Annotated in this window: 21 protein-coding genes; 8 read left to right on the top strand and 13 right to left on the bottom strand. The window is 68.3% G+C overall.

Translation table 11 applies throughout. The features are described 5' to 3' along the window. Positions 1-112 precede the first annotated feature (112 nt). The gene (locus QMA07_RS11080; protein WP_290161817.1) at positions 113-700 is read left to right on the top strand and encodes an antibiotic biosynthesis monooxygenase; all 588 of its coding nucleotides are present in this window, start codon (positions 113-115) and stop codon (positions 698-700) included. 186 nt (positions 701-886) lie between these two features. On the opposite strand, the gene QMA07_RS11075 is transcribed toward QMA07_RS11080, so the two are convergent. The 5 genes from QMA07_RS11075 to QMA07_RS11055 all read right to left on the bottom strand — a co-directional run bounded on the left by QMA07_RS11075 (position 887) and on the right by QMA07_RS11055 (position 7,052). Then, positions 887-1,843 carry an aldose 1-epimerase family protein gene (locus QMA07_RS11075; RefSeq protein WP_290161815.1) on the bottom strand — a complete coding sequence of 319 codons (957 nt, stop codon included), beginning with the start codon at positions 1,841-1,843 and terminating at the stop codon, positions 887-889. Then, positions 1,843-3,366: an L-arabinose isomerase gene (araA, locus tag QMA07_RS11070; RefSeq protein ID WP_290161813.1), complete on the bottom strand. Its 1,524-nt coding sequence runs from the start codon at positions 3,364-3,366 to the stop codon at positions 1,843-1,845. The genes QMA07_RS11075 and araA overlap by 1 nt, the downstream gene beginning before the upstream one ends. Positions 3,367-3,408: 42 nt before the next feature. Next, the gene (locus QMA07_RS11065; protein WP_290161811.1) at positions 3,409-5,010 is read right to left on the bottom strand and encodes an FGGY-family carbohydrate kinase; all 1,602 of its coding nucleotides are present in this window, start codon (positions 5,008-5,010) and stop codon (positions 3,409-3,411) included. Beyond that, positions 5,007-5,693 carry an L-ribulose-5-phosphate 4-epimerase gene (locus tag QMA07_RS11060; RefSeq protein WP_290161882.1) on the bottom strand — a complete coding sequence of 229 codons (687 nt, stop codon included), beginning with the start codon at positions 5,691-5,693 and terminating at the stop codon, positions 5,007-5,009. The genes QMA07_RS11065 and QMA07_RS11060 overlap by 4 nt, the downstream gene beginning before the upstream one ends. A gap of 342 nt (positions 5,694-6,035) precedes the next feature. Then, complete coding sequence (locus tag QMA07_RS11055) at positions 6,036-7,052, bottom strand: LacI family DNA-binding transcriptional regulator (RefSeq protein ID WP_290161809.1); 1,017 nt, start codon at positions 7,050-7,052, stop codon at positions 6,036-6,038. A gap of 57 nt (positions 7,053-7,109) precedes the next feature. Here QMA07_RS11055 and QMA07_RS11050 point away from each other — a divergent pair, with 57 nt between their 5' ends. From QMA07_RS11050 to QMA07_RS11040, 3 genes are all read left to right on the top strand, one after another. Next, positions 7,110-7,955 (top strand): NAD(P)-dependent oxidoreductase, encoded by an 846-nt coding sequence (locus QMA07_RS11050; protein ID WP_290161807.1) that lies wholly within the window; start codon positions 7,110-7,112, stop codon positions 7,953-7,955. A 147-nt stretch (positions 7,956-8,102) separates the two neighbouring features. Further along, complete coding sequence (locus QMA07_RS11045; RefSeq protein WP_290161805.1) at positions 8,103-8,735, top strand: hypothetical protein; 633 nt, start codon at positions 8,103-8,105, stop codon at positions 8,733-8,735. A gap of 17 nt (positions 8,736-8,752) precedes the next feature. Continuing rightward, a complete protein-coding gene (locus QMA07_RS11040) occupies positions 8,753-9,472 on the top strand; it encodes a hypothetical protein (protein WP_290161802.1) in 720 nt (239 codons plus the stop codon). Between the two features lie 49 nt (positions 9,473-9,521). Here QMA07_RS11040 and QMA07_RS11035 read toward each other — a convergent pair whose 3' ends face one another. Further along, positions 9,522-10,544, bottom strand: coding sequence for a LacI family DNA-binding transcriptional regulator (locus QMA07_RS11035; protein WP_290161800.1), 1,023 nt, complete (start codon positions 10,542-10,544; stop codon positions 9,522-9,524). A 189-nt stretch (positions 10,545-10,733) separates the two neighbouring features. On the opposite strand from QMA07_RS11035, the gene QMA07_RS11030 reads away from it, so the two are divergent. The 4 genes from QMA07_RS11030 (at position 10,734) to QMA07_RS11015 (ending at position 15,786) form a co-directional block, all read left to right on the top strand. Then, the gene (locus QMA07_RS11030; protein ID WP_290161798.1) at positions 10,734-12,029 is read left to right on the top strand and encodes a sugar ABC transporter substrate-binding protein; all 1,296 of its coding nucleotides are present in this window, start codon (positions 10,734-10,736) and stop codon (positions 12,027-12,029) included. Positions 12,030-12,100: 71 nt separating this feature from the next. After that, positions 12,101-13,006, top strand: a complete 906-nt coding sequence (locus QMA07_RS11025) for a sugar ABC transporter permease (RefSeq protein ID WP_290161796.1) — start codon at positions 12,101-12,103, stop codon at positions 13,004-13,006. Positions 13,007-13,030: 24 nt separating this feature from the next. After that, on the top strand, positions 13,031-13,921 hold the full coding sequence (locus tag QMA07_RS11020; RefSeq protein ID WP_290161794.1) for a carbohydrate ABC transporter permease: 891 nt from the start codon (positions 13,031-13,033) through the stop codon (positions 13,919-13,921). 2 nt (positions 13,922-13,923) lie between these two features. Next, on the top strand, positions 13,924-15,786 hold the full coding sequence (locus QMA07_RS11015) for a beta-L-arabinofuranosidase domain-containing protein (protein ID WP_290161793.1): 1,863 nt from the start codon (positions 13,924-13,926) through the stop codon (positions 15,784-15,786). A gap of 96 nt (positions 15,787-15,882) precedes the next feature. Here the strand turns inward: QMA07_RS11015 and QMA07_RS11010 are convergent, their stop codons facing one another. From QMA07_RS11010 to QMA07_RS10980, 7 genes are all read right to left on the bottom strand, one after another. Beyond that, complete coding sequence (locus tag QMA07_RS11010) at positions 15,883-16,920, bottom strand: sugar ABC transporter permease (protein WP_290161791.1); 1,038 nt, start codon at positions 16,918-16,920, stop codon at positions 15,883-15,885. Next, positions 16,917-17,984 carry an ABC transporter permease gene (locus tag QMA07_RS11005; protein ID WP_290161789.1) on the bottom strand — a complete coding sequence of 356 codons (1,068 nt, stop codon included), beginning with the start codon at positions 17,982-17,984 and terminating at the stop codon, positions 16,917-16,919. Before QMA07_RS11005 ends, QMA07_RS11010 begins: the two co-directional genes overlap by 4 nt. Beyond that, positions 17,981-19,588, bottom strand: a complete 1,608-nt coding sequence (locus tag QMA07_RS11000; RefSeq protein ID WP_290161788.1) for a sugar ABC transporter ATP-binding protein — start codon at positions 19,586-19,588, stop codon at positions 17,981-17,983. Before QMA07_RS11000 ends, QMA07_RS11005 begins: the two co-directional genes overlap by 4 nt. Before the next feature lie 95 nt (positions 19,589-19,683). Then, entirely contained in the window at positions 19,684-20,679 is a 996-nt protein-coding gene (locus QMA07_RS10995) for a substrate-binding domain-containing protein (RefSeq protein WP_290161786.1), read from the bottom strand. Between the two features lie 180 nt (positions 20,680-20,859). Next, on the bottom strand, positions 20,860-22,407 hold the full coding sequence (locus tag QMA07_RS10990; protein ID WP_290161785.1) for a sugar ABC transporter ATP-binding protein: 1,548 nt from the start codon (positions 22,405-22,407) through the stop codon (positions 20,860-20,862). Continuing rightward, positions 22,404-23,423: a LacI family DNA-binding transcriptional regulator gene (locus QMA07_RS10985; protein WP_290161783.1), complete on the bottom strand. Its 1,020-nt coding sequence runs from the start codon at positions 23,421-23,423 to the stop codon at positions 22,404-22,406. The genes QMA07_RS10990 and QMA07_RS10985 overlap by 4 nt, the downstream gene beginning before the upstream one ends. Before the next feature lie 68 nt (positions 23,424-23,491). Then, complete coding sequence (locus QMA07_RS10980; RefSeq protein WP_290161782.1) at positions 23,492-24,751, bottom strand: FAD-binding protein; 1,260 nt, start codon at positions 24,749-24,751, stop codon at positions 23,492-23,494. Between the last annotated feature and the right edge of the window lie 28 nt (positions 24,752-24,779).

The raw sequence follows: 24,779 nt of genomic DNA, 5'->3' as shown, positions 1-24,779 counted from the left end.
GGGGCGGGCCCCGGCATCCGAAATACAATCGATGGTGCGCCCGCACCCTGGCGCATCCCCCCACCGTCGAGGCGCCCGCGACCCGGGCGACCGCACTCTCCGAGGACCCACCATGTCCAGCGAACCCATCACCGTCTCCATCCGCCGCGAGCTCGATCCCGAGCATGTGGCCGAGGCCACTGCCTGGGTGCAGACCGGCGTGAATCTCGCCCACCGGTACCCGGGGTTCCTCGGATCCGGATGGGTGCGCGACGGCGAGGACTCGCACGTCTGGCACATGCTCTACCGGTTCTCCGACGAGAAGTCTCTCGTCGCCTGGGAGCAGTCTGGCGAGCGCGAGTGGTGGAAGTCGACCGGCGAGCAGTTCGTGCGCAGCGAGCGCGTGCGGCGCCGCAGCGGCATCGAGGGCTGGTTCGATGAGCCGACCACCGACACCATCACTCTCCCCCGGGCGGACGGCACGACGACCACCGTCGCGATGGTCAGCACTCCCCCTCGGTGGAAGCAGGCAGTGTCGATCTGGCTCGGGTTCTTCCCCCTCAACCTCGTCTTCACCTATGCGATGAGTCCGATCCCGGGCTGGAACGAGCTGCCGATCTGGCTGCGCGTACTCGCCACGACCGTCGTGCTGACCCCGATCATGACCTACTGGGTGCTGCCGCTCGTGACGCGGTCGCTGCGTCGCTGGCTCAACCGCTGAGGCTCGGCTCGTCTGCGGTCCGGGTGGGCTGCGGCATCCGCGGCTCACACGGGCCACACCCTCGCGGGGTCAGTTCCGCACCGGAAACGTCCGATTCCGGTGCGGAACTGACCCCGCATCGCCCGTCGGATGCGGAATCGACCCCGCACGGCTCTGCGGAGCCACGGCGCGCCGGGCACGAGCGCCTCAGACGGCGGCGATCCTCCAGGACGCGGCGTGCGTCGCCCCCGGCTCGAGAACGACCAGATCGGTCGCCGAGTTGAACGCGTCGGGCGGGCAGGTCATGGGCTCGACCGCGAGACCGATCCGATGGATCGCATCGATCCCCGGGTTGTCGGCCGTGTGCACCTGCACCCACGGGCAGCGCTCGTCGAACGTGATCGCGACGCCGGTTCCGGCATCCGTCACCAGGCGCACCTCGGCGACGCCGTCGGTGCGAGCAAGGCCCGTGAACGCGTGATCGATGAACACGTCGCCGATCGGGCGCGCAGCGCGGAAGTCCCACTCCGGATGCGCCGACACGGCCTCGAGACCGACAGGACTCAGCCGGTCGGGCGTGACGGTCAGCACCTCGGATGCCGGCAGGGTCAGTGTCCAGTCGTCCACCCGGCCGGGGCCTGCGACGAGATACGGATGCGGTCCGGTGCCCCAGGGCGCAGCATCCGCGCCGAGATTGTGCGCCGTGACGGTCTGACGCAGCCCGTCGACGTCGATGCGGTACTCGACCTCGACCTCGACGCGGAACGGGTACCCGGTCTGCGGCTCGATCACGGCGGCGAGCACGACGCGGTCGTCGAGCACGAGGCGATCCTCGAACTCGGCCCACGCCAGCAGGCCGTGCAGTGCCTGGCCGCGGGCAGGTTCGGTGAGGGCCAGCTGGTGCTCGGAGCCGCCGAACGTGTACTTCCCGTCGACGATGCGGTTGGGCCACGGCGCGAGGGTGGTGCCGCGGTATCCGGGCCGTACCTCGTCGGCGTCGAACGGCACGACCAGGTCGCGCCCGTCGAACGTGAGCACGCGCAGCGATGCCCCGACGCTCGCGATGACAGCCTCATAGCCGTGCCCCTCGATGCGCAGCTGACGACCGGAACGCGGTCGCGCCGCCGTCGCGAGATCCACGGCGGCCGAAGAGACGTCGACCATCACAGCCCCTGGGCGAGTCGGTAGTAGGCCTGGTTCCAACGGACCTGCTTCTGGAACTCGGGGAGCGTGGTCGCGTCGTCGATCACGAGCAGCTCGACCTCGGCCATCTCGGCGAAGTCACGGAAGGCCTCGAGCCCGACGGCGGTCGACATGACGGTGTGGTGCGCAGCGCCGGCGGTCAGCCACGCAGCGGCCGAGGTGGTGAAGTCGGGCTGCGGCTTCCACACGGCGCGGCCGACAGGCAGCTTCGGCAGCGACTGCCGCGGCGGCACGTTCTCGACGACGTTCGCGGTGAGGCGGAACCGGTCGCGCATGTCGCTGAGCGCCACGACGATCGCGGGGCCGGGGTCGGCGGTGAAGACGAGGCGCACCGGGTCGTCCTTGCCGCCGATGCCGAGCGGGTGGATCTCGAGCGTCGGCTTCGAGGTGGTGAGCGACGGCGAGACCTCGAGCATGTGCGCCCCGAGGATCAGCTCGTCGCCGGGGGTCATGTCGTAGGTGTAGTCCTCCATGAGGCTCGCGCCGCCGGGAAGACCCGCACCCATCACGTTGGCGACGCGCACGAGGATCGCGGTCTTCCAGTCGCCCTCGGCACCGAAGCCGTAGCCCTCGGCCATCAGGCGCTGCACCGCGAGACCCGGCAGCTGCTTCAGGGCACCGAGGTCTTCGAAGGATGTGGTGAAGGCGCCGAAGCCGCCCTCCTCTAGGAACGTCCGCAGACCGATCTCGATCGCGGCGCCGTCACGCAGCGATTGGTGGCGCTCGCCACCGCGACGCAGCTCGGGCACGACCTCGTACAGCTCTTCGTACTCGGCCACGAGGGCGTCGATCTCGGAGTCGGATGCCGCGGCGACGGCATCCGCCAGATCGTTCACGCCCCACGTGTTGACCTGCACGCCGAAGCGCAGCTCGGCCTCGGTCTTGTCACCCTCGGTGACGGCGACGAAGCGCATGTTGTCACCGAAGCGGGCGAGCTTGAGCGAGCGGGATGCCGCGAGGCCGGCGGCCGCACGCTGCCAGGTCGCGATCTCCTGACGCACTCGCGGATCGCTCGCGTGACCGACGACGGTCTTGCGGGGCACGCCCAGACGGGTCTGGATGTAGCCGAACTCGCGGTCGCCATGGGCCGCCTGGTTGAGGTTCATGAAGTCGAAGTCGATGTCGGCCCAGGGCAGCTCGACGTTCGCCTGCGTGTGCAGGTGCGCGAGGGGCTTCTGCAGCGCGTCGAGGCCGGCGATCCACATCTTCGCGGGGCTGAACGTGTGCATCCACGCGATCAGCCCGATGACCCGGTCGTCGGCGTTGGCCTCGAGCGCGGTGCGCTTGATGGCGGCGGCGTCCGTGAGCACCGGCTTCCAGACGATCTTCACCGGAACCTCGCCGGCCTCGTCGAGCATGCGGGCGATCTGCTGCGACTGCTCGGCGACCTGCGCCAGCGTCTCGGGGCCGTAGAGGTGCTGGCTGCCGGTGAGGAACCAGACTTCGTAGCCGTCGAGCGAGGTGGCGAGCGGGGTGCGGGTCATGAGAGTCCTTTCAGAAGGTGAGTCGCTGAGCCTGTCGACGCGTCAGAGCGAGTCGACGGCGGCGGCCTCGATGGCGAGGCCCGCGCGGTAGCGGTCGAGGTAGGCGGCGAAGCCGGCGACGTCCGCAGGGTCGGGGTCGGCGACCGCGAGGGATGCTGAGGCGAAGACGTCGCGTTCGAGGTACTCGCCGAGCGACGCCGTCTCGGAGTGCGCGAGGTACGACGCGAGCACCGCGATACCCCAGGCGCCACCCTCGGAGGCGAGTTCGCCGACCGCGACCGGAGCGCCGAGCGCACCCGCGAGGAAGCGCTGCGCGACTCCGGCCGTGCGGAACATGCCCCCGTGCGCGAACATGCGGTCGAGTTCGACACCCTCGGCGGCGAGCACCTGCATCCCGAGCGCGAGCGTGCCGAAGACGCCGTACAGCTGCGAGCGCATGAAGTTCGCGAGAGTGAAGGCGCTGTCGGGCGTGCGCACGAACAGCGGCCGCCCCTCGGTGAGACCCGCGATCGGCTCGCCGGCGAGGTGGTTGTACGCCAGCAGTCCACCGGCATCCGCCTCGCCGTCGAGTGCTTCGCGGAACAGGGCGTCGAAGACGGCATCGTCGCTCAGCGGCTGCCCCGCGGCTGCCGAGAAGCGGGTGAAGAGCCCCGCCCAGGCGGCGAGCTCGCTCGCGCCGTTGTTGCAGTGCACCATGGCGACGGCGTCACCCGCGGGAGTCGTCACGAGGTCGAGCTCGTGATGCACCTCGGCGAGCGGTCGCTCGAGCACGACCATCGCGAAGATGCTCGTTCCCGCCGAGACGTTTCCCGTGCGCGGCGACACCGAGTTGGTCGCCACCATGCCGGTGCCCGCGTCGCCCTCGGGCGGGCACAGCGGGATGCCGGGCTGCAGTGCGCCGGTCGGGTCGAGGAGCCGCGCGCCTTCCGCCGTGAGGGATCCTGCGGCGGCGCCCGCCGGGAGCACGGTCGGGAGCAGGTCTCGTGCGGCCGCGGGAAGACGGTCGGCGGCGAGAGCGTCGTACGCCTGCAGCATCCGCTCGTCGTAGTCTCCGGTGGCCGAGTCGATCGGGAACATGCCTGAGGCGTCGCCCACCCCGAGTACGCGCTCGCCCGTCAGACACGTATGCACATAGCCGGCGAGGGTGGTGACGAAGTCGAGCTGCGGCACGTGCGCCTCGCCGTCGAGCACCGCCTGGTGCAGGTGTGCGATCGACCAGCGCAGCGGGATGTTGACGCCGAGCAGGTCGGTCAGCTCGGCCGCCGCGGCGCCCGTGTTGGTGTTGCGCCAGGTGCGGAAGGGCGTGAGCAGCTCAGCCTGCGCGTCGAACGCGAGGTAGCCGTGCATCATGGCCGAGATACCGATCGCGCCGAACGTCTCGGGGCGCACGCCGTGGCGTTCGTGCGCGTCGGCGACCAGGGCGGCATAGGCGGCCTGCAGACCCGTCCACACGTCGTCGATCGAGTAGGTCCACAGACCGTCCTCGAGTCGGTTCTCCCACGCGAAGGCTCCGGTTGCCAGCACCTCGGTGGCATCCGATCCGATCAGGCAGGCCTTGATGCGCGTGGAGCCGAGCTCGATGCCGAGGCTCGTGCGGGCGGCGAGGATGTCGTCGTGCGCGGTGGTGCGGGTCGTGTCGCTCATCGTCGGGCGTCCGAGTTCTGTCCGTAGACGTTCTGGTATCGGTGGAAGAGGCTGTCGATCGCCTCCTGCGGAATCGGGATCAGCGGGCCGGCCTCACGGGCGTAGTGGACGGTGCGCGCGACGTCCTCGACCATGACGGCGGCCTTCACGGCATCCTTCGCGTCGACCCCGATGGTGAAGGGGCCGTGGTTCTGCATGAGCACGGCCCGGCTGCGGTGACCGGCGAGGGTCTGCACGATGCCGCGGCCGATCGAGTCGTCGCCGATGATCGCGAAGGGGCCGACCGGGATCGGTCCGCCGAACTCGTCGGCCATGGCCGTGATGACGCAGGGGATCTCCTCGCCGCGCGCGGCCCAGGCGACGGCGAACGTCGAGTGCGTGTGCACGACCCCGCCGACGTCGGGCATGTGGCGGTAGACGTAGGCGTGGGCGGCGGTGTCGCTCGAGGGCGAACGGTCGCTGCCGGCGGTGCCGGGGATCACGGCGCCGTCGAGATCGCACAGGATCATGTTCTCGGGGGTGAGGTCGTCGTAGCTCACGCCTGAGGGTTTGATGACGAACAGGTCGGCGCCGGGGACGCGGCCCGACACGTTGCCGCCGGTCCAGACGACGAGTCCGTAGCGCACGAGTTCGGCGTGCAGACGGGCGACGTCCTCGCGGACGGCCTGGATCGATGCGTCGATCTCGGCGGAGAAGACGTTCTCGTCAGAGAAAGCGGGGGCTTCGTTGCTCACGGATACCTCGGGGTCGTCGGTGGTCACTGTGACCGGTCACAGAAGTGTGTCACGGGGGCATGGGGGCGGTCAAGGGACGCGGCTCGGTGGTCGGCCGTTCACAATTCAGGAAGAGCACGGCGGCAACGCGATCGGCCGCCCGGAATCACGCGGATTCTGCACGGGGGTGGAGCCGTTCGTCCTGAGTTGTGAACGCGGTGCGCTTCACAGATTCGGAGGATCGACGCCTCGAGCGCGGGGAGCCACGGGTGCACGCCGACCGCAGGGCGGTCACGCCCGGGGCAGCGCGGGTCACCCCCGGGGCGGGGCGGCCGAATCACGGGTCACGAGCACGGGCGCCACGGGCGGGAGATCGGATGCCGGCGCTCCGTCGCTGTCCGCCAGCACCGCCGCCACCGCACGGCGCGCCAGCTCGGAGAAGTCCTGTCGCACGGTCGTCAGCTTGGGCCAGTAGTAGGCGGCATCCGGGGTGTCATCGAAGCCCACCACGCTGATGTCGCCCGGCACCGAGAGCCCGACCTCATGCAGCCCGCCGAGCAGCCCGAGCGCCATCTGGTCGTTGGCCGCGAACACAGCCGTCACGCCCGACTTCCGCACGGCCTCGACAGCCGCGTACCCCGACCCCGCGGTCCAGTCGCCCTCGATCACGGGTCCGGCCGCGAGTCCGCGGGCGGCCAGCTCGGCCGCGAATCCCTGCGTGCGGGACTCGGCTTCGAGCCAGTCGGCCGGACCTGCGAGGTGCGCGATGCGTGTGTGCCCCGCGTCGGCGAGCGCCGCGACGGCGAGCCTGGCTCCGGCCGCCTGGTCGACCGAGAGGCCGCGGGCTCCCCGGTCGGCCGCATGCAGGGTCACGACAGGCACCCCGATGCGCACCTCGTCGAGCGCGTCGAGGGTGTGGGCGTGCGGGGCGACGACGACGATGCCTTCGACGCCCTGCATCACGAGGTGGTCGACCGCGGCGATGACAGCGTCGGCGTCTCCGGCATCCGCGAATGCCGCACTCAGCCAGTAGCCGACCTCGCGGGCTGCGGCCTCGAGCGCGGCGACGCTACGCGAGGGTCCGTAGTGCAGCGCGTCGGTGGCCAGCACCCCGAGAGTGCGGGAGCGCCGCGTGCCCAACGCCCTGGCGGCGTTGTTCATGCGGTAGCCGAGCTCGGTCATCGCGGCGAGCACGCGCTCACGGGTCTCGGCGGCGACCTCGGGGTGGTCGTTCAGCACCCGTGACACCGTCTGCCGAGAGACCCCGGCGAGCACGGCGACATCACGCACGCCGACGGTGCGGCGGGGCTCGCTGCTCGTGTCACTCACGCCGACGAGTGTATGCCGAGCGGCCCCGGCGCCTCTTCTTCGTGCCACTCTGGTGACATGCGCATCGCACTCACGGGATCATCGGGCAAGCTCGGCAGCGTCGTCGCGCGGGAACTCCGCGCCCACGGCCACGAGGTCATCGGCATGGACGTCGCAGGAGTCCGCGGACCTGACTTCGTGCAGGTCGACCTCACGGATTACGGCCAGGTGGTGGATGCTTTCACTGCCGTCGGCGACCGGCACGACGGCATCGACGCCGTGGTGCATCTGGGCGCGATCCCGGCCCCCGGCATCCGCAGCGATGTCGCCACGTTCCACAACAACATGCCGGCCACGTTCAACGTGTTCTGGGCGGCGGTGCGCCTCGGCATCCGGCGCGTCGTCTACGCGTCGAGCGAGACCGTTCTCGGCCTGCCGTTCGACGTGCCGCCGCCCTACGTACCTGTCGACGAGGACTACCCCGCCCGCCCCGAATCGGTGTACTCGCTGGTCAAGACGCTCGAGGAGCAGCTGGCGAGGGAGCTCGTGCGCTGGCACCCCGACCTCTCGATCACGGCCCTGCGGTTCTCGAACGTCATGAACCCCGAGGACTATGCCGAGTTCCCCGATTTCGACGCCGACGCCCTGCGCCGCAAGTGGAACCTCTGGGGCTACATCGATGCCCGCGACGGTGCACAGGCGGTGCAGCGAGCGCTCGAGGTCGCGGCCCCGGGCTTCGACAACTTCATCATCGCCGCCGCCGACACCGTGATGTCGCGGCCGAACGCCGAGCTGCTCGCCGAGGTCTTCCCCGACGTGCCGGTCGCTCGCGAGTTCGGACCGAACGAGACGCTGCTGTCGATCGACAAGGCCCGCCGCGTGCTGGGGTTCGACCCGCAGCACTCCTGGCGCGACCACGCCTGAGCCGGCCAGCCGCACGACGCGGCAACCCGTCAGCGCCGAGCGATGGTCGATCCGACTGCTGGGCAAGCAACAACTTCGTCGCTTCTAACGAACCGGTGCCGGTAATAGAATCCCACCATATCGGCCGCCAGCCCGTAGTCTCACCGCATGAAACAACGTAGTTTCGTTCATAAAGGCATTTCTCTCGCGGTGATCGTGATTGCGGTGATCGCGCTCGTGCCATTCAATAACGCGGCAGCACAAGCCGATACATATTCCGCGAGCTGCAATCAATGGCCCGCAACACAGGTACCCTGCCGAGCCGATGACGCGAACATGGACTATTGCACGGTCGAACCATGGGATCCTACGATCGGGCAGAGGTTCGGCGAAGCGATGTCCAACCTCGACAACCAGACCGATCTCTATGACACTTACATGAATCCGTGTGGAACTCAGACAGACCTTGGCGCCCACCGCAACGGGGTCACCGGTGAAGTCGAGCTCCCCGATAACGTGCTGGGCATGTACATCTGCACGAAGAGGATGCCGAGCGTCGCGCGCTGCGACCAGGCCAGTCTGATCTTCAACATCCGTTCGTCGTGGTTACAGTCGCGCACATGGGGTTGGAACAGCACGCAGCTGGCAAATGCGCGCCGGAACGTCCTCTGCCATGAGATTGGGCACGCCGTCGGGGTTTATCACGATACCGGCGTCGGAGGGTGCATGAATTCCACTCTATCGACGCAAGTCCTCTACTATCCACAGCACCACGTTGATCACATCAACGCTGCGCATTGATGAAGACAGGACCGATCATGAACGCACAACGCAGCCGGCGATCGCATGTAAGCCTGACGCTGGTGCCGACATTGGCACTGCTACTTAGCTCATGCGCGACGGCGCCAGGAACCCACCCAGCACCGGTATCTGTCGCGCAGGAAGCAACACGATCTGATGCCGCTGAGATCCTTCTGTCTCTCGATATCAGTGCTGTCTCGACCATCGTCTTCCAGAACACGACAGACCTCGGCCAACGCTCCGCGGCTGTGGTCACCGGTACCGTGCACCGCTGGCTCGCGGGAGACAAGGTCACCACCGCCACCGGAACACCCGTCGGTGCAGCCCTCCTCGCCGAAGTCGAGGTCACCGAGGTCACTGTGAAGGACGAGACATCGCTGCAGCCGGGGGACATCGTCTACATTCCCGTGATCTCTCCGTCGTCGGAGCCTCAAGAGGTCGCCGATGCGTTGCCCCGAGACCTCAACGTGGTGGCATATCTCGACGACGAGTTGACCCCAGAGCAGCTGCAGGTGTCCGAGGAGTATCGAGTCGAGACAGGCGACGCTGAGGCGGCAGGCAAACCCCGATGGCCCCTCGTGAGCCCCCAGGGGTTCATCGTCACCAACCCATCCGACCCTGGCGAACAGATCTGGCCGTTCTTGGGATCGCGCGCAACCGGGGAACTCACCGACGTTCTCCCGGGAGGGCGGTTGGATGGCCTGACTGACGAGCAACGCAAGCTCATCATCGGCTGACGGACGGCGCGGCAGGACCTGACCGCACCCCGGCGCGGGCGTGCGAGCCTCAGCGCCGGGCGATGGTCGATCCGCGGATCACGAGCCGCACCGGCAGATGGTGCGACCCCTCGCCGATGTCGATGCCGTCGATCGCGTCGAACACCCGAAGCGCCGCCTGACGCCCCAGCTGCTGCAGGTTGGCGTCGATGCTGGTGAGCTCGGGTCGCGCGTTCGTCGCGAGCACTTCCCAGTTGTCGTAGCCGATCACCGCAAGGTCGTCGGGCACCGATCGGCCGAGATCCCGCGCCGAGTCGAGCACGCCGCGAGCGATCTGGTCCGAGCCGCAGAACACGGCGTCGATGTCGGGATGCCGGTTCAGCAGCATCGCCGCGGCGTCGCGCCCCCAGTGCTCCGTCCACTCCGAGAACATCGGCTCGCCGACGAGCTCGAGGCCGGCTTCGGCGAGGGCGGCCCTGGCCCCGGCGAGGCGGTCTTGAGCTGCGGCATACGTCGGGTCGCCCGAGATGTGTGCGATGCGCCGACGCCCGCACGCCAGCAGATGCTCGATCGCCAGCCGTCCGCCCGCGTAGTTGTCAGGAGTCAGTGAGAGGTCGCGAGGGTCGTCGGACGGCGCGTACGCGTAGACGACCGGCACGGGGATCTCCTGCCCGAGCGAGGGCCGCGGATCTGTCTGCCGCCCGACGACGATGATGCCGTCGACCCGGCGGCTGAGGAGCTCACGGAGATGATGCTGCTCACGGATCGCGTCGCCGCGCGCATCGCACAGGAAGACGTTGATGCGACCGGCGCCGAAGGCATCCTCAGCGCCCATCAGGATCGGCAGCATGAAGCGGCCCTCGAGGTCGCTGGTGAGCAGGCCGACGGTGCCCGTGCGCCCTGCAAGCAGGCCGCGCGCCATGGCGTTCGGCGTGAACGACAGCTCGTCGGCGATCGCCCGCACCTTGACCCGTGTCGCCGCCGAGACGTCACCGCGATCGTTCAGCGCCTTCGAGGCCGTCGAGATCGACACCCCCGCACGCGCGGCGACGTCACCGAGGGTCACAGCCCGCGTTCCACTCGTATCAGTCATCCCACTCCCTGTTGCTGAAAGGTTATCGGAACAAGGGTTGACGGCCCTGCGAGAACCACGCTATACCTTTTCGAAAGGGTTTTCGTAGATTTCGAGATTCCCGATCGCACACCACCTCACTCCCGGCGCTGCACTGTCGAAGCGCCACACCGCATCCGCTCGAGGAAGAGCCCAGAGGAGCCCCCGCCCATGAACACCACTCGAACCCACGCCGCCCGCCGGGCCGCAGCCGCGGTCATCGCGGCCGGTCTGCTCGTCGGCGGTCTCGCCGCCTGCGCACCCGCCGCCGACGAGGCGTCGAACGAGCCGATCCCCGCCGAAGGCACCGACGACGGCACGACGCTGACGCTGTGGACCCGCGCTCCGATCGAGCGCCAGGCCAAGCTGCTCGTCGACGCCTACAACGACAGCCACGAGAACCAGGTCGAGCTGACGGTCGTCCCCAACGATGACTACGTCGCCAAGGTCGGTGCCGCTGCAGGGTCGGACGGTCTGCCCGACCTGTTCGCCGCCGACATCGTCTACGTGCCCAACTGGGCTCAACAGGGCCTGTTCCAAGACATGTCCGAGCAGATCGATGCGCTCGACTTCAAGGACGAGATCAACCCCGGTCATCTGTCGGCCGGCACGGTCGACGGCGCGGAGTATGTGCTGCCCTTCGCCCTCGACCTCTCGATGCTCTTCTGGAACAAGGAGCTGTTCGCCGAAGCGGGCCTCGACCCCGAGAAGGCACCCGCGACACTCGAGGAGTTCGCCGAGGCGGCCATGGCCGTGCAGGCGCTGAACAAGCCGGACACCTACGGAACGGCGACCGGCCTCAACTGCGGAGGCTGCCTGGTCTTCACCTGGTTCCCCTCGATCTGGGCATCGGGCGACGAGGTCATGAGCGACGACGGCACCGAATCCCTGCTCGACGGCGACTCCGCCCAGGCCGTCTACGACACGTGGGCCGAGCTGCAGGATGCCGGGGCGATCCTGCCCAGCTCGACGGATGAGGCCGGCCCCACCTGGACCGCGGCGTTCAGCGAGGGCAAGGTCGGCGTGATGCCGTTCCCCGCGACGCTGCTCCCCTCCCTGGAGTTCGACGCAGGAGTCGCCGGCATCCCCGGTGTCGACGGCGGCGCCTCGACGTTCGTCGGCGGCGACGGCATCGGCATCTCGAAGGACTCTGAGAAGGCGGCGCAGGCCTGGAACTTCCTCAACTGGATGATGTCGGAGGAGGCGCAGGTCGAGGTGCTCGCGAAGGACGGCAACGCCGTCTCACGCGGCGACCTCGCCGACAACGAGTACGCCGCCGCCGACCCGCGACTGGTCACGATCAACGAGGTCGCCGCCCAGGGCGACACCCCGGTGGCGCTGAACTTCCAGCAGGCTTTCAACGCCCCGGGCAGCCCGTGGCTGACGCTGGTGCGCAACGCGGTGCTGAACGGCGACGACTCGGTGCCGGCCGACAACGAGGAGATCACAGCGATCCTGTCGCAGTGACCCATCGCGGGGGCGGTGCCGCGCACCGCCCCCGCATCCGCTCATCAGTCCCCCGATCGAAAGAGAATCTGATGACCTCGACCGCACCTCCGCTGCGTCGCCGCAGACGCCGCACCGCCTTCGGCGGCCCGGTGCAGGGCTGGCTGTACGCGGCCCCGACGGCGATCTTCGTCGCTCTGCTCTTCATCGTGCCGCTGGTGCTGGTGGTGCAGATGTCGGCATCCGACTGGCCTCTGCTGAGCGGAAATCAGGGCATCAACTTCCCCGAGAACTACGCGGATGCCGTCACCCACCGCCTCTTCTGGGACTCGATCCGCTTCACCCTGCTCTACACGCTCATCACGACCGTGATCCTGATCGGCCTCGGACTCGCCCTCGCCCTGCTCGTGCAGGAGTCGACCCGCTGGAAGGGGTTCCTGCGCACGGCGTTCCTGATCCCGAGCGCCCTCGGCCTGGCATCCGCCTCGCTGCTCTTCTACGTGCTGTACTCCCCGATCGCCGGACCTTTCGCAGACCTCATGAAGTCGTGGGGAATCACGTTCCTCGGCACTCCCGAAGGCGCGTTGTGGTCGACGATCTTCCTGATCGTCTGGCGCTATGCGGGCTTCTACATGCTGCTGATGCTCGTGGGCCTGCAGGGCATCCCCGACGACGTGTACGAGGCGGCGCGCATCGACGGAGCGAACCGGTGGCAGACGTTCCGCGACATCACGGTGCCGCTGCTCAAGCCGACCTTCGCCCTCACCACAGTGATGTGCGTGACGGGGTCGCTGCTCGCGTTCGAGCAGTTCTACATCCTCACCAAAGGCGGACCCGACAACAGCACCATGACCGTCGTGCAGCTGATCTACAACGTCGCCTTCCAGGGGCAGAACAGCCTCGGCATCGCCGGCGCCCTCTCGGTGATCGTGCTGCTCGCGCTCATCGTCATCAACGTCTTCCAGCTGCGCGCGTTCCGCCGCCCAGAAGACGACTGAGAACCGAACCGAGAGCTGAGAATCATGTCACAGACATTGACCCGCACCATCGTCGCCCCGAATCATCAGCCCACCGCACCCCGGTACCGCTCGAAGGCGGCCCGCGTCGTGTTCGGCATCCCCTACTGGGTGTTCACGACCGCCCTCGCGGTGATCTTCCTCTACCCCCTGATCTGGACCGGCGTCTCGTCCGTGAGTCCGCTGGCCGGCACCAGTCAGACCGACGGCTGGGGCTTCGGCAACTACGCCGCGCTCGGCGAGTACCAGGCCGGCATCTGGGTCTACCTCGGCAACTCGCTGTTCGTCTCGGTGCTCACCGTGGCCCTCACGCTGTTCATCTCGCTGCTGGGCGGATACGCGTTCGCGCGCTTCTCTTTTCCCGGCAAGAACGCGCTGTTCCTGCTGACCCTCGCGATCCTGATGGTGCCCTACGCGACGCTGCTGATCCCCCTCTACGTGATCCTCAACGCGGTCGGCCTGCAGAACTCGCTCGTCGGTGTGGCGCTCGTGATCACGATGTTCCAGCTGCCGTTCTCGATGTTCATGATGCGCATCTCTTTCGAGTCGATCCCGCGCGAGATGGACGAGGCCGCGATGGTCGACGGATGCTCCAGCTGGGGCGCCCTGTGGCGGGTGCTGCTCCCGGCGGTCAAGCCCGGGCTCGTCACGGTCGGGCTGTTCGCGTTCCTCACGGCGTGGAACGACTTCATGGCTCCGCTGATCCTCATCAACGACACGAACCGCATGACGCTGCCGCTCGCGGTCGCCAACCTCCGTGGGCAGGTGCAGGGCGTCGTCGACTACGGCGCCACCGAGGCGGGAGTCGTCGTGCTGGCGCTCCCCTGCATCCTGCTCTTCCTGATCCTGCAACGACACTACGTGCGCGGCTTCATGTCCGGCGCTTTCAAGGGATGACCATGTTCGACACCACTGCACCGGCAGCGCCGGTGGTTCCCACCCGCGGCCGTCTGCGCCCTCTCGGCCTCGACGAGGTGCGCATCACCGGAGGATTCTGGGGTGACCGCCAGACTGTGAACGGCGCTGCCACCCTCGCGCACATCGAGTCGCGCCTCGAGTCCGAGGGGTGGCTGCCGAACTTCGACCTCGCCGCCGCCGGCACCCTGCCGGAGGGGCGCCGGGGGCGCGAGTTCGCGGATTCCGAGATCTACAAGTTCCTCGAGGCGATGGCGTGGGAGATCGGACGGACGGATGCCACGGCCGAAGGCGACCTCGAGCAGCGATTCCGCCGCGTGGTCGACCGTGTCGCCGCCGCGCAGGAGCCCGACGGGTACCTCAACACCATGTTCGGGCGTGAGGGACAGGGCGAACGCTGGTCGGCGCTGCAGTGGGGGCACGAGCTCTACTGCCTCGGACACCTGTTCCAGGCGGCCGTCGCTCGGGTGCGAACGAGGCCGGATGCCGACGACGGGCTGATCGACATCGCGCGCCGCGCTGCGGAACTCGTGTGCCTCGAGTTCGGCCCGGACGGGCGCGACGCGATCTGCGGGCACGCCGAGGTCGAGGTCGGTCTCGCAGAACTCGGGCGCGCTCTCGGCGAGCAGCGTTACATCGACCAGGCGGCGCTGTTCGTCGAGCGGCATGGCCGGGGGTCTCTGGGCGAGATCGAGTGGGGCCGCAGCTACTTCCAGGATGACGTGTCTGTGCGTGAGGCGGAGGCACTGCGCGGGCACTCCGTGCGGGCGAACTACCTCTCGTCGGCGGCGGCCGATGTCGCAGCGGAGCTCTCAGACGACGCGCTGCTCGCCTCGCTGCGGTCGCAGTGGGATCGCACGGTCGAACGGCGCACGTATGTCACGGGCGGCCAGGGGTCGCACCATCAGGACGAGGCCTTCGGAGACGACTGGGAGCTGCCGCCGGATCGCGCCTACTCCGAGACCTGCGCCGGCATCGGCTCGATCATGTTCTCGTGGCGGCTGCTGCTCGCGACCGGCGAGTCGCAGTACGCCGATCTGATCGAGCGCACCCTGTTCAACGTGGTCGCGACGTCGCCGGGGTCGGATGGCCGCTCGTTCTTCTACGCCAACACCCTGCATCAGCGCACGCCGGGAACGCCGGCGGATCCGGATGCCACGTCGCCGCGCGCCTCGTCATCGCTGCGCGCCCCGTGGTTCGAGGTGTCGTGCTGCCCGCCGAACGTGGCACGCACGTTCGCGAGCCTCGCCGCATATGTCGCCACAGCGGATGACGACGGCGTGCAGCTGCATCAGTACGCGCCGTCGTCGGTGCGGACCGTTCTGCCCGACGGGCGGATCGTGGCTTTCGACGTGTCGACCAACTACCCCGCCGGGGGCGACGTGCGGATCACGATCGATGAGGATGCCGAGTTCACGCTGGCGCTGCGCGTGCCGTCGTGGGCCGAGGGCGCCGTCGTTCGGGTGCACAGCGGAGGCGAGATCACGGAGTCACCTGCACCTGGGGGAACGGTCGCGGTCGCTCGCGCGTACCGCGCCGGCGACGTCGTCGAGCTCAGTTTGCCGATCGTGGCGAGGGCCACGTCACCGCATCCGATGGTGGATGCCGTGCGCGGCAGCGTCGCGATCGAGCGCGGCCCCGAGGTGCTGGCGCTCGAGTCGATCGATCTCAGGGCCGATGTCGGCGATGTGGTCGTCGCCGGGGAGCCCATCGAGCAGCGCGGTTCCGTCGTGCTGCCGGTGCGCCACCGCGAGACCGGCGAGACGGTCGAGGCGCCCTTGATCGCCTATCACGACTGGGCTCGGCGCGGTCCGTCGACCATGCGGGTGTGGATCCCGACGGTGTGACGGCTCTCTCCCTGAGCACAGAAGACATGCTGTCTTCTGATGAGAAAGGCCCCTCTCGATGGAGAGGGGCCTTTCGCGTCGCTGTCGCCGGTGAAACTACTCCCGTTTTCGGGTGACCGCCCGCTGCAGCAGTACGAAGACGAGCAGGATGCCGCCGGTGATGATGGTGGTCATCTCGGGAGGGATGCCTCCGTCGCGCGTGATCAGCACGTTCATGAGCCCGAGCACCAGCGCACCGATGACCGATCCGAGCACATAGCCGTACGCACCCGTGAGCACGGTGCCGCCGATCACCGCGGCGGCGATCGCGTCGAGCTCCCACCCGATGCCGGTGATGTTCTGCGCGGTTCCGAGTCGTGCGGTGTACAGCACCGCCGCGAGACCGGCGAGGCCACCGCTGATCACATAGACGAGCACCTTGGTGCGCTGCACGGGAAGCCCCATCAGCAGAGCGGAGCTCTCGGAGCCGCCGATCGCATAGACCGTGCGCCCCGTGCGGGTGCGGTGCAGCACGAAGAAGGCGGCCGCGACGACGATCACGGCGACGAGCACCGCGGGGGTGATCACGAGGTCATTGACCTTGGGACCGTCGATGATCTTCAGCTGCGTGCCGATCCACCGGATCGGAGACTCCTCGCCGAGTCGCTCCGGCTTGGTGCTGAGCAGCGACGCGAGGCCGCGCCCGAGGAACATCATCGCCAGCGTCGCGATGAACGGTTGCACACCGAAGTACCTGATCAGGATCCCCGAGACGACGCCGAAGAGCATGCCGATGCCGATCATCGCGACGATCACGGCGAATGCGTTCCAGCCGGCATTCGAGAGCATCACCCCGGCGACCGACGAGACGGCGATGATCGAGCCGACCGACAGGTCGATGCCGCCGGTGAGGATCACGAAGGTCAGCGCGACGGCCAGCACGATGAGGTGCGCGTTGTTGATGAGCAGGTTCGACAGCGTGTTGAACTGCAGGATGCGACCGTAGGCCAGCTCCCCGAAGATCACCATGCCGACGAAGATCACGACGGAGGCGATCGTCGGCAGCACGGACGGGTTCGCCGTGATCATGCGGCGCACGCGGTCGACGACGGTCTCGGTCGCCTGCGGGGCGCGGGTGGCGGTCGCGATGCTCATGCGGACACCTCTTCCTTGGCGATGATCTGCTCGACCGGTCGAGCCTTGCGACGTGAGCGGAACCAGCTGCGCACCCGCTGCGACTGCAGCAGGCACAGAGCGACGATGACGATGGCCTTGAACGCCGGGGTCGCCGACGACGAGACACCGAGATACAGCACGGTCTTGTCGAGGGTGGCGATGAGGAGCGCTCCGACGAACGCGCCGCTGAGCGAGAACTTGCCGCCGGCCAGAGATGCGCCGCCGATGACGACCGCGAGGATCGCATCGAGCTCGAGTTGGTATCCGGTGCGCGAGATGTCGACGGTCATCACGCTGCCGACCGACATGATCCCCGCGATTCCCGCGAGCAGGCCGCTCATGATGTACGCCGTGAGCAGCAGGCCCTTCGGCTTGATGCCCGCCATGCGACTGGCCCGGGGGTTGATGCCGATCGCCTCGATCATGAGCCCCAGCGCACTGCGCCTGACGACCCAGCCGACGGCGATCACGATGAGCACGGCGAGGATGAACACCACCGGGATGCCGATCACGAAGCCGTTCGCGATCCACCGGAATGCATCGTTCGACGCGGTGGTGTTCTGCCCGCCGGTGATCACCTTGGCGATGCCGCGGCCCGCGAGCATGAGCACGAGTGTCGCGATGAACGGCTGCAACCCGACATAGGCGACGAGCAGACCGTTGACCGCCCCGAGGATGCCGGTGATGACCAGCGCGAGTCCGACCGCGGCGAGCGCCGCACCGAACGAGTCGCCCGCGGCGCTGAGGAACTCCATCGAGACGGCCCCGGCGACGGCCATCAGCGAGCCGACCGAGAGATCGATGCCGCCGGTGGCGATCACGAGGGACATCCCGATAGCGATCATCATGATCGGCGCCGCCTGGCGCAGGATGTCGATCAGGTTGCCGACGAGGTTGCCGTTGTTGGGGTTGATCGAGAGCGCGAGGTAGGTCGGGTCCTTGATCACGTTCAGGGCGAGCAGCGCGAGGATCGCGATGATGCCCCAGAAGAACGGCTTGTGGATCAGATCCCGCCAGATGGTGGTGCCGGCTGACGCGGTCATCGCGCTGCCTCCTTGTCGGTCGTGGGAGCGATGCTATCGGGCACGGCGCCGTCGGTGTCGTCGAGCGTCTCGGCCGCTGCCTCCACTCCGTGAGCGGCGATCACCTCGACGATCACCTGCGCGGTGACATCGGGGCCGTTCTGGATCTCTCCGATCTTGCGGTGATCCTTCAGCACGATGATCCGCTCGGAGAGACGCACGACCTCTTCGAGCTCGGACGAGATGAACACCACGGCGACGCCGTCTTCGGCGAGCTCGGCCACCGCCTCCTGGATCTCGGCCTTCGCACCCACGTCGATGCCACGGGTCGGCTCGTCGAGGATCAGCAGCTCGGGCTGCGTGGCGAGCCAGCGCCCGAGCAGCACCTTCTGCTGGTTGCCGCCGGAGAGGTTCTTGATCATCCGGTCGGGGTCGGCTGGGCGGACGTGGAACTGCTCGATGTAGCGGTCGACGATCGCATCCTGCTCTTTGCGGCTCATGGGCCGCGCCCAGCCGCGCTCCGCCTGCACCGCGAGGATGATGTTCTCGCGCACGGTCAGGTCTCCGATGATCCCCTCATCACGGCGGTTCTCGGTCGAGAAGGCGATTCGGCGAGGCAGCGCGTCTGCCGGCGATCGGAGGTCGACCCGGCGTCCGTGCAGTTCGATGGTCCCCTCGTCGGGGCGATCCGCTCCATACAGCAGCCGGGCGAGCTCGGTGCGCCCGGAGCCCAGCAGACCGGCGAAGCCGATCACCTCGCCGGGGCGGATGTCGAGGTCGGTCGCCTCGACTGCGCCTCGTCGCGCGATTCCGGATGCCGCGAGCAGCGGCTTCTCGTTGGCGTCGCGCGGTGCGCGGCGGCGGTTGCCCCCGAGCGACGTGAGCGCGTCGAAGTCCTTGCCGATCATCTTCGAGATGAGGGCATGGCGGTCGAGGTCACGGGTGAGGTACTCGCCCTCGTACTGGCCGTTGCGCAGCACCGTCAGTCGGTCGCTGATCGCGTAGACCTGATCGAGGAAGTGCGAGACGAAGAGGATCGCGACCCCCTGGTCGCGCAGAGCCCGGATCACGGTGAACAGGCCCTCGACCTCGGCGGCATCGAGGCTGGAGGTCGGCTCGTCGAGGATGAGCACCTTGGCTTTGATCGCCATCGCGCGACTGATGGCGACGAGCTGCTGCAGCGCGATCGAGAGCGTCGACAGCGGCTTGCGGGTGTCGAGGTGGCCGAGACCGAGCCGTTCGAGGGCCTCTGTCGCCGCTCGGTGCGTGGCCGTCCAGTTGATGCCGAAGACTCCGCGAGACTCGTGTCCGAGCATCACGTTCTCGCCGATCGAGAGGTTCGGGGCGAGATTGACCTCCTGGTAGACCGTGGAGATCCCGGCATCCTGCGCGTCGCCGGCGCCGCCGAAGCTGCGCTCCTGCCCTGCGACGACGATCGACCCGGAGTCGATCCGGTAGACACCGGTCAGTGCTTTGATCAGGGTCGACTTCCCGGCGCCGTTCTCTCCCATGAGCGCGTGTACCTCGCCCTGGAACAGCCGGAAGTCGACTCCGTCGAGGGCTTTCACGCCCGGGAACTCGATAGAGATCCCGCGCATCTCGACGATGGGCAGTGCTTCGTTCATCGCTGTCTCTCCGTCCGCAGAGCCCGGGTGGCGCAGTGCTCCTGCCCCACCCGGGCTCGCTGCCGGATCACTCCGGCGTCGGGTTCGGTGCTCGGTCAGTACTTGCGGTCGGCGAGCACGGCCTGCGCCGCCTCGGCGGAGTCGAACGCCTCGCTGGGCACGACGATGTACGAGTCGACCTCTTCGCCCGCGAGGGTCTTCTCGACGACCTCGAGCGCGGTCTCACCGAACAGCGGGTTGTACTCGTGCACGTAGCTGAGCTGACCGTCGGCGAGCGCCTGCATGGCGTTCTTCGTGCCGTCGATCGTGGCGATCTTCACGTCCTCACCGACGACGAGGCCGGCCTCCTCGGCGGCCTGAGCGGCACCGAGACCCATCTCGTCGTTCTGGGCGAACACGAGCTGGATGTCGTTGTTCGATGACTTCAGCATCGTCTCGAAGACGCTCTTGCCCTCTTCGGCAGACCAGTTCGCCGTCTGCGCGTCGAGCTTCGTGAGCGACGAGTCGCCGAGGCCCTCGTCGAAGCCCGTGTTGCGCTCGTTCACGACGCCCACGCCTGCCGGGCCCTCGAGCACGACGTAGTTGCCGCCGTCGGGGAACGTGGCCGCAGCCCAGGTGCCGACCTCCTTGGCGACCTCGACATTGTCGGGGGCGATGCGCGTGACGTAGAGGCTGTCGTCGTCGGGCTCGATACCGCGGTCGAGCAGGATGACGGGGATCTCCGCCTCCTGCGCGCGCTTGAGCGAGTCCTCCCAGCCGGAGGCCTCGGTGGCCGACAGCAGGATGACGTCGACGCCCTCATCGACGAACGACGTGAAGGCGTCGATCTGCGACTTCTGGTCGAGGTTCGTGGCGGGGGCGTACTTGAGCTCGTATCCGGCTTCCTCCGTGAAGGTGTCCTGGATGTTCGACTCGTTCGCCTCGCGCCAGGCGCCTTCGGGACCGACGGCCACGAAGCCGACGGTCGTGATCTCCTCCGAACCGCCCCCGTCGCCGCCCGAGTCGCCCGTCGAGCAGGCCGCAAGGCCGATGGTGAGTGCGCCGACTGCTGCCAGGCCGAACGCGACGCGGATGCGCTTCTTCGCGGACATTGTTTCTCCTCTTTGAGATGCCGGTGGTCACTCCGGCGGTGGCGGACCAGTCCTGGTCCTGTCGTGAGTGCAGGACAGCGACTTCGCATGTCCTGTGGCGATGTTACCGGGAACAATTTCAGGAACACAAGAGGTCGTTACCAAATCGGGGCTGTCGGGCCTATCCGAGATTGTTACCGATCACAGTTCGGCGGCATGGCTCAGCTCGGCCGCGATCATCTCGACCACCGTGTCGACGGTCACGCCCGGACCGTTGCTGAGCTCGCCGATCTTCTCGCGATCCTTCAGCACGATGATGCGGTCGCTCAGCCGCACGACCTCTTCGAGCTCGGACGAGATGAACACGACGGCGACGCCGTCTCCGGCGAGCTGACTGATGCGGCGTTGCACCTCGACCTTCGCCGCGATGTCGATCCCTCGGGTGGGCTCGTCGAGGATCAGCACATGGGGGCGCACCGCCAGCGCCCGAGCGAGAAGCACCTTCTGCTGGGTTCCCCCCGACAGGAGGCCGACCGGACGGTCGAGGTCCGCGGGGTCGAGGTGCAGCGCCTCGACGTACGTCTCCACGAGCCCCCTCGACTCGGCGTGCGAGAGGGGACGAGTCCATCCGCGGAGCGCCTGCAAGGACAGGATGATGTTCTCGCGCGCCGTGAGCTCGCCGATGATGCCCTGCGTCCCCCGATTCTCAGCCGACAGCGCGATGCGGTGCCGCAGTGCGGCCGAGGGACTCCGCAGCTGCACCCGTTCCCCGTCGACCCAGAGCTCTCCGCTGTCGGTGCGCACCGAACCGCTGAGCAGCGACGCGAGTTCGGTGCGTCCGGAACCGCGGAGGCCGGCGAGCCCCACGATCTCACCCCTCTGGATCTCGACGTCCATCCGCTCCAGCTCGCCGCGTCGACCGACACCGGACGCCTGCATCGCCGGCTCTCCGTCGTACGCGTAGTGGTGAGCCTTGCGCTCGGAACCGAGTGCTCTCAAGCTGTCGATGTCCTTGCCGAGCATCTTCGAGATCAGATCGGCTCGGTCGAGGTCGCGCGTCGCGTACTCGCCCACGCGGCGCCCACCCCGCAGGACCGTCATGCGGTCGCTGATCGCGAAGGCCTGCTCGAGGAAGTGCGAGATGAACAGGATCGCGACCCCCCGTTGCCGCAGGCCCCGGATGACCCGCATCAGAGTGGCGACCTCGGCGACGTCGAGGCTCGAGGTGGGTTCGTCGAGGATCAGCACCCGGGGGTCGTCGACGACCGCGCGAGCGAGTGCGACCAGCTGCTTCTGCGCCGGCGTCAGCATCGACAGCGGCGTCTTCGGGTCGAGGTCGTCGAGCCCCAGTCTCGCCAGCGCCTCGGCGGCATCCGCTCTGGTGCGTCGCCAGTCGATGCCGAACCGGCCCCGTCGCTCTCGCCCGAGCATCACGTTCTCCGCCACGCTGAGGTTGGGGCTCAGCTGCGCCTCCTGGAACACCGTCGCGATGCCGGCTGCCCGGCTGTCGGCGACTCCCGAGAAGCGACGCGGCTCGCCGTCGACGCAGACCACGCCCTCGTCGGGAGGGAGCGTGCCGGTGATCACCGCGACGAGCGTCGACTTGCCCGCGGCGTTCTCGCCCATCACAGCATGCACCTCACCGGGGAACAGGCGGAAGTCGACGCCGTCGAGTGCGCGCACGCCGGGGAACTCGACCGTGATGCCCTCGAGCCGCACCACCGGCTCGGGACCACGGTCGGGTGTCATCGCACCTCCCTGGGTGCAGCCGACGAGCCGCGAGCGACGAGCTCGGTCGGGATTCGGGTGAGCGCCGGGATGTCACGGCCCTCGATCGCCGCGCGCAGCATCTCGACCACCGCGACGCCCAGCGCCCCGAAGTCCTGCCGCACCGTCGTGAGCGGAGGGATGAAGTGGCGTGCGAGCGGGATGTCGTCGAACCCCACCACGCTGAGGTCCTTCGGCACCTCGAAGCCCCTGTCGTGCAGACCGTGGATCAGCCCCATCGCCATGTCGTCGTTCGCGGCGAAGATCGCCGTGTAGTCCGGCAGCCTGGTGAGGCCCTTCGCGAAGTCGTAGGCGAAGTCGGCGGACCAGTCTCCGACGACGATCGGCCGCTCACGGATGCCCCACGACTTGGCCCTCGTATGGAACGCGCGCTCCCTCGCTCGCGCGTCGAGCCAGTCCAGCGGGCCGGAGAGGTGCAGGATGTCGCGGTGCCCGAGCGCCACGAGGTGATCGACGACCGACGTCGTGCCGGCGTGCTGGTCGATCGAGACGGTGAGGAAGGTCGGGTCCGCGTCGGCTTTGACGACGAGCATGGGCACCGTGATCGCGATGCGCCGCAGCGCAGCCACCGACGACGAACGGGGCGCGATCACACACAGCGCATCGACCCCCTGCGTCACGAGATGGTCGACCGCCTCCTGCGGAGACAGCGCATCGCCCTCGTGCAGCGCGATCGGTGTGACCGAGTATCCGGTGGCACGGGCCGACAGCTCGACGGCCCGCAGGATGCTGGTCGGACCGTGCGCCACCGCGCTCTCGACGATCACGCCGATGCGCCGGGTGCGCTGGGTGGCGAGCGCCCTGGCGACGAGGTTCGGGCGGTAGTCGAGCTCCTCGATCGCCTCGAGGACTCGGCGCCTGGTGTCGGGCTTGATGTTCGGATGATCGTTGAGAACACGCGACACCGTCATGTGCGAGACGCCGGCGATGGTCGCCACCTGACGGATGTTGGGCTTGTCGGAGCCGACGTTCGCCATGCGCACCTCCGTCGGCCGGGCCTCGGAGAATGTTACCGAGAACAACCGGGGTGGTGCAATGGATCCTGCTACAGGCCCAGCCGCTCGAGGTACGGGTTCACGAGTCGGCGTTCGGGGTCGAACCGTCGCGCGAGCTCGGCGAAGTCGCCCCATCGCGAGTAGCGCGATCGCACCTCTGCGGCATCGAGAGTGAACACCTTGCCCCAGTGCGGACGGGCCGTCTCGGGCAGTGCCGCCTCGAGGGTCGGCAGGAACGCGCGCACAGCAGCCTCGTCGGGCTTCCAGGTGAAGTGGATGCCGACGGCATCCGTGCCCTGTGACGAGCTCAGCCAGAGGTAGTCGGGGGCGACGGTGCGGATCTCGTTCACGAGCAGCAGCGGCGCGATCTGACCGGCGAGCGTGCGAACCGCCTGGATGGCGGCGACCGCATCGGCCCGGGGCACGAGGTACTCGCTCTGGATCTCGGCGCCGGCCGACGGCGTGAACTCGAGCTTGAAGTGCGCGAGGCGCTCGAACCACGGCCCGGGCTCGCCGAGCTGTTCGGTGCACGCGACGGGGTCGACCCCGATGATCGGATGCCGCTTGGCGGTCGCCGGCTCTGCGCCGAGTCGGGCGAAGAGGTCGGCACGGGTGTTCTCCCGCGCCTCCGGCTGGCGCTGCTTGACCCAGATCTGATCGGCGAAGTCGGTGTGCTCCCAGCGCGAGAAGATGCTGACGCTCGTGCCGATGCTCGTCACCTCGTCGAAGTCGGCGAGGATCGCATCCCACGACGGCTGCTCGAACACGTGCTGGGCGACCTCGTACGACGGCTCGACGTCGAGCGTGAGGTCGACCACCGCACCCAGCGCGCCCAGGCTGACGACTGCGCCGTCGAAGTCGTCGTCACCGCGGGCGAGCGTGCGTGTCTCGCCGCTCGGGGTGATGATCGTCAGCGCACGCACCGCCGAGGCGAGCGAACCGATCGCGTCGCCCGACCCGTGCGTGCCGGTGGCGACCGCGCCGGCGATCGAGATGTGGGGCAGCGAGGCGAGGTTCGCGAGCGCGAGCCCCTCGGCGTCGAGCCGCGGAGCGAGATCTCCGTAGCGCAGCCCGCCCGAGACGCGCACCGCGTCACGCGCATCGTTCACCTCGAACACGACGGGCAGCCGATCGAGGGCGATGAGCACGCCGTCCGTGTCGGCGATGTCGTTGAAGCAGTGCCTCGAACCGAGGATGCGCACAGCTCCGCCCCGGGCGAGCAGGTGCCTCAGCTCGTCGATCGAGCCGGGGTGCTCGACGGCGGATGCACGGTAGGTGAGGTTGCCGGCCCAGTTGCGTTCGATGGTCATCGGGCCATAGTAGTCAGCGGGTGCGGAC

This window comes from Microbacterium sp. APC 3901 (assembly GCF_030407765.1).
Taxonomy (GTDB): Bacteria; Actinomycetota; Actinomycetes; order Actinomycetales; family Microbacteriaceae; genus Microbacterium.
Note: the sequence above shows the minus strand (reverse complement) of the source record. Positions and strands in the feature narration are given on the sequence as shown.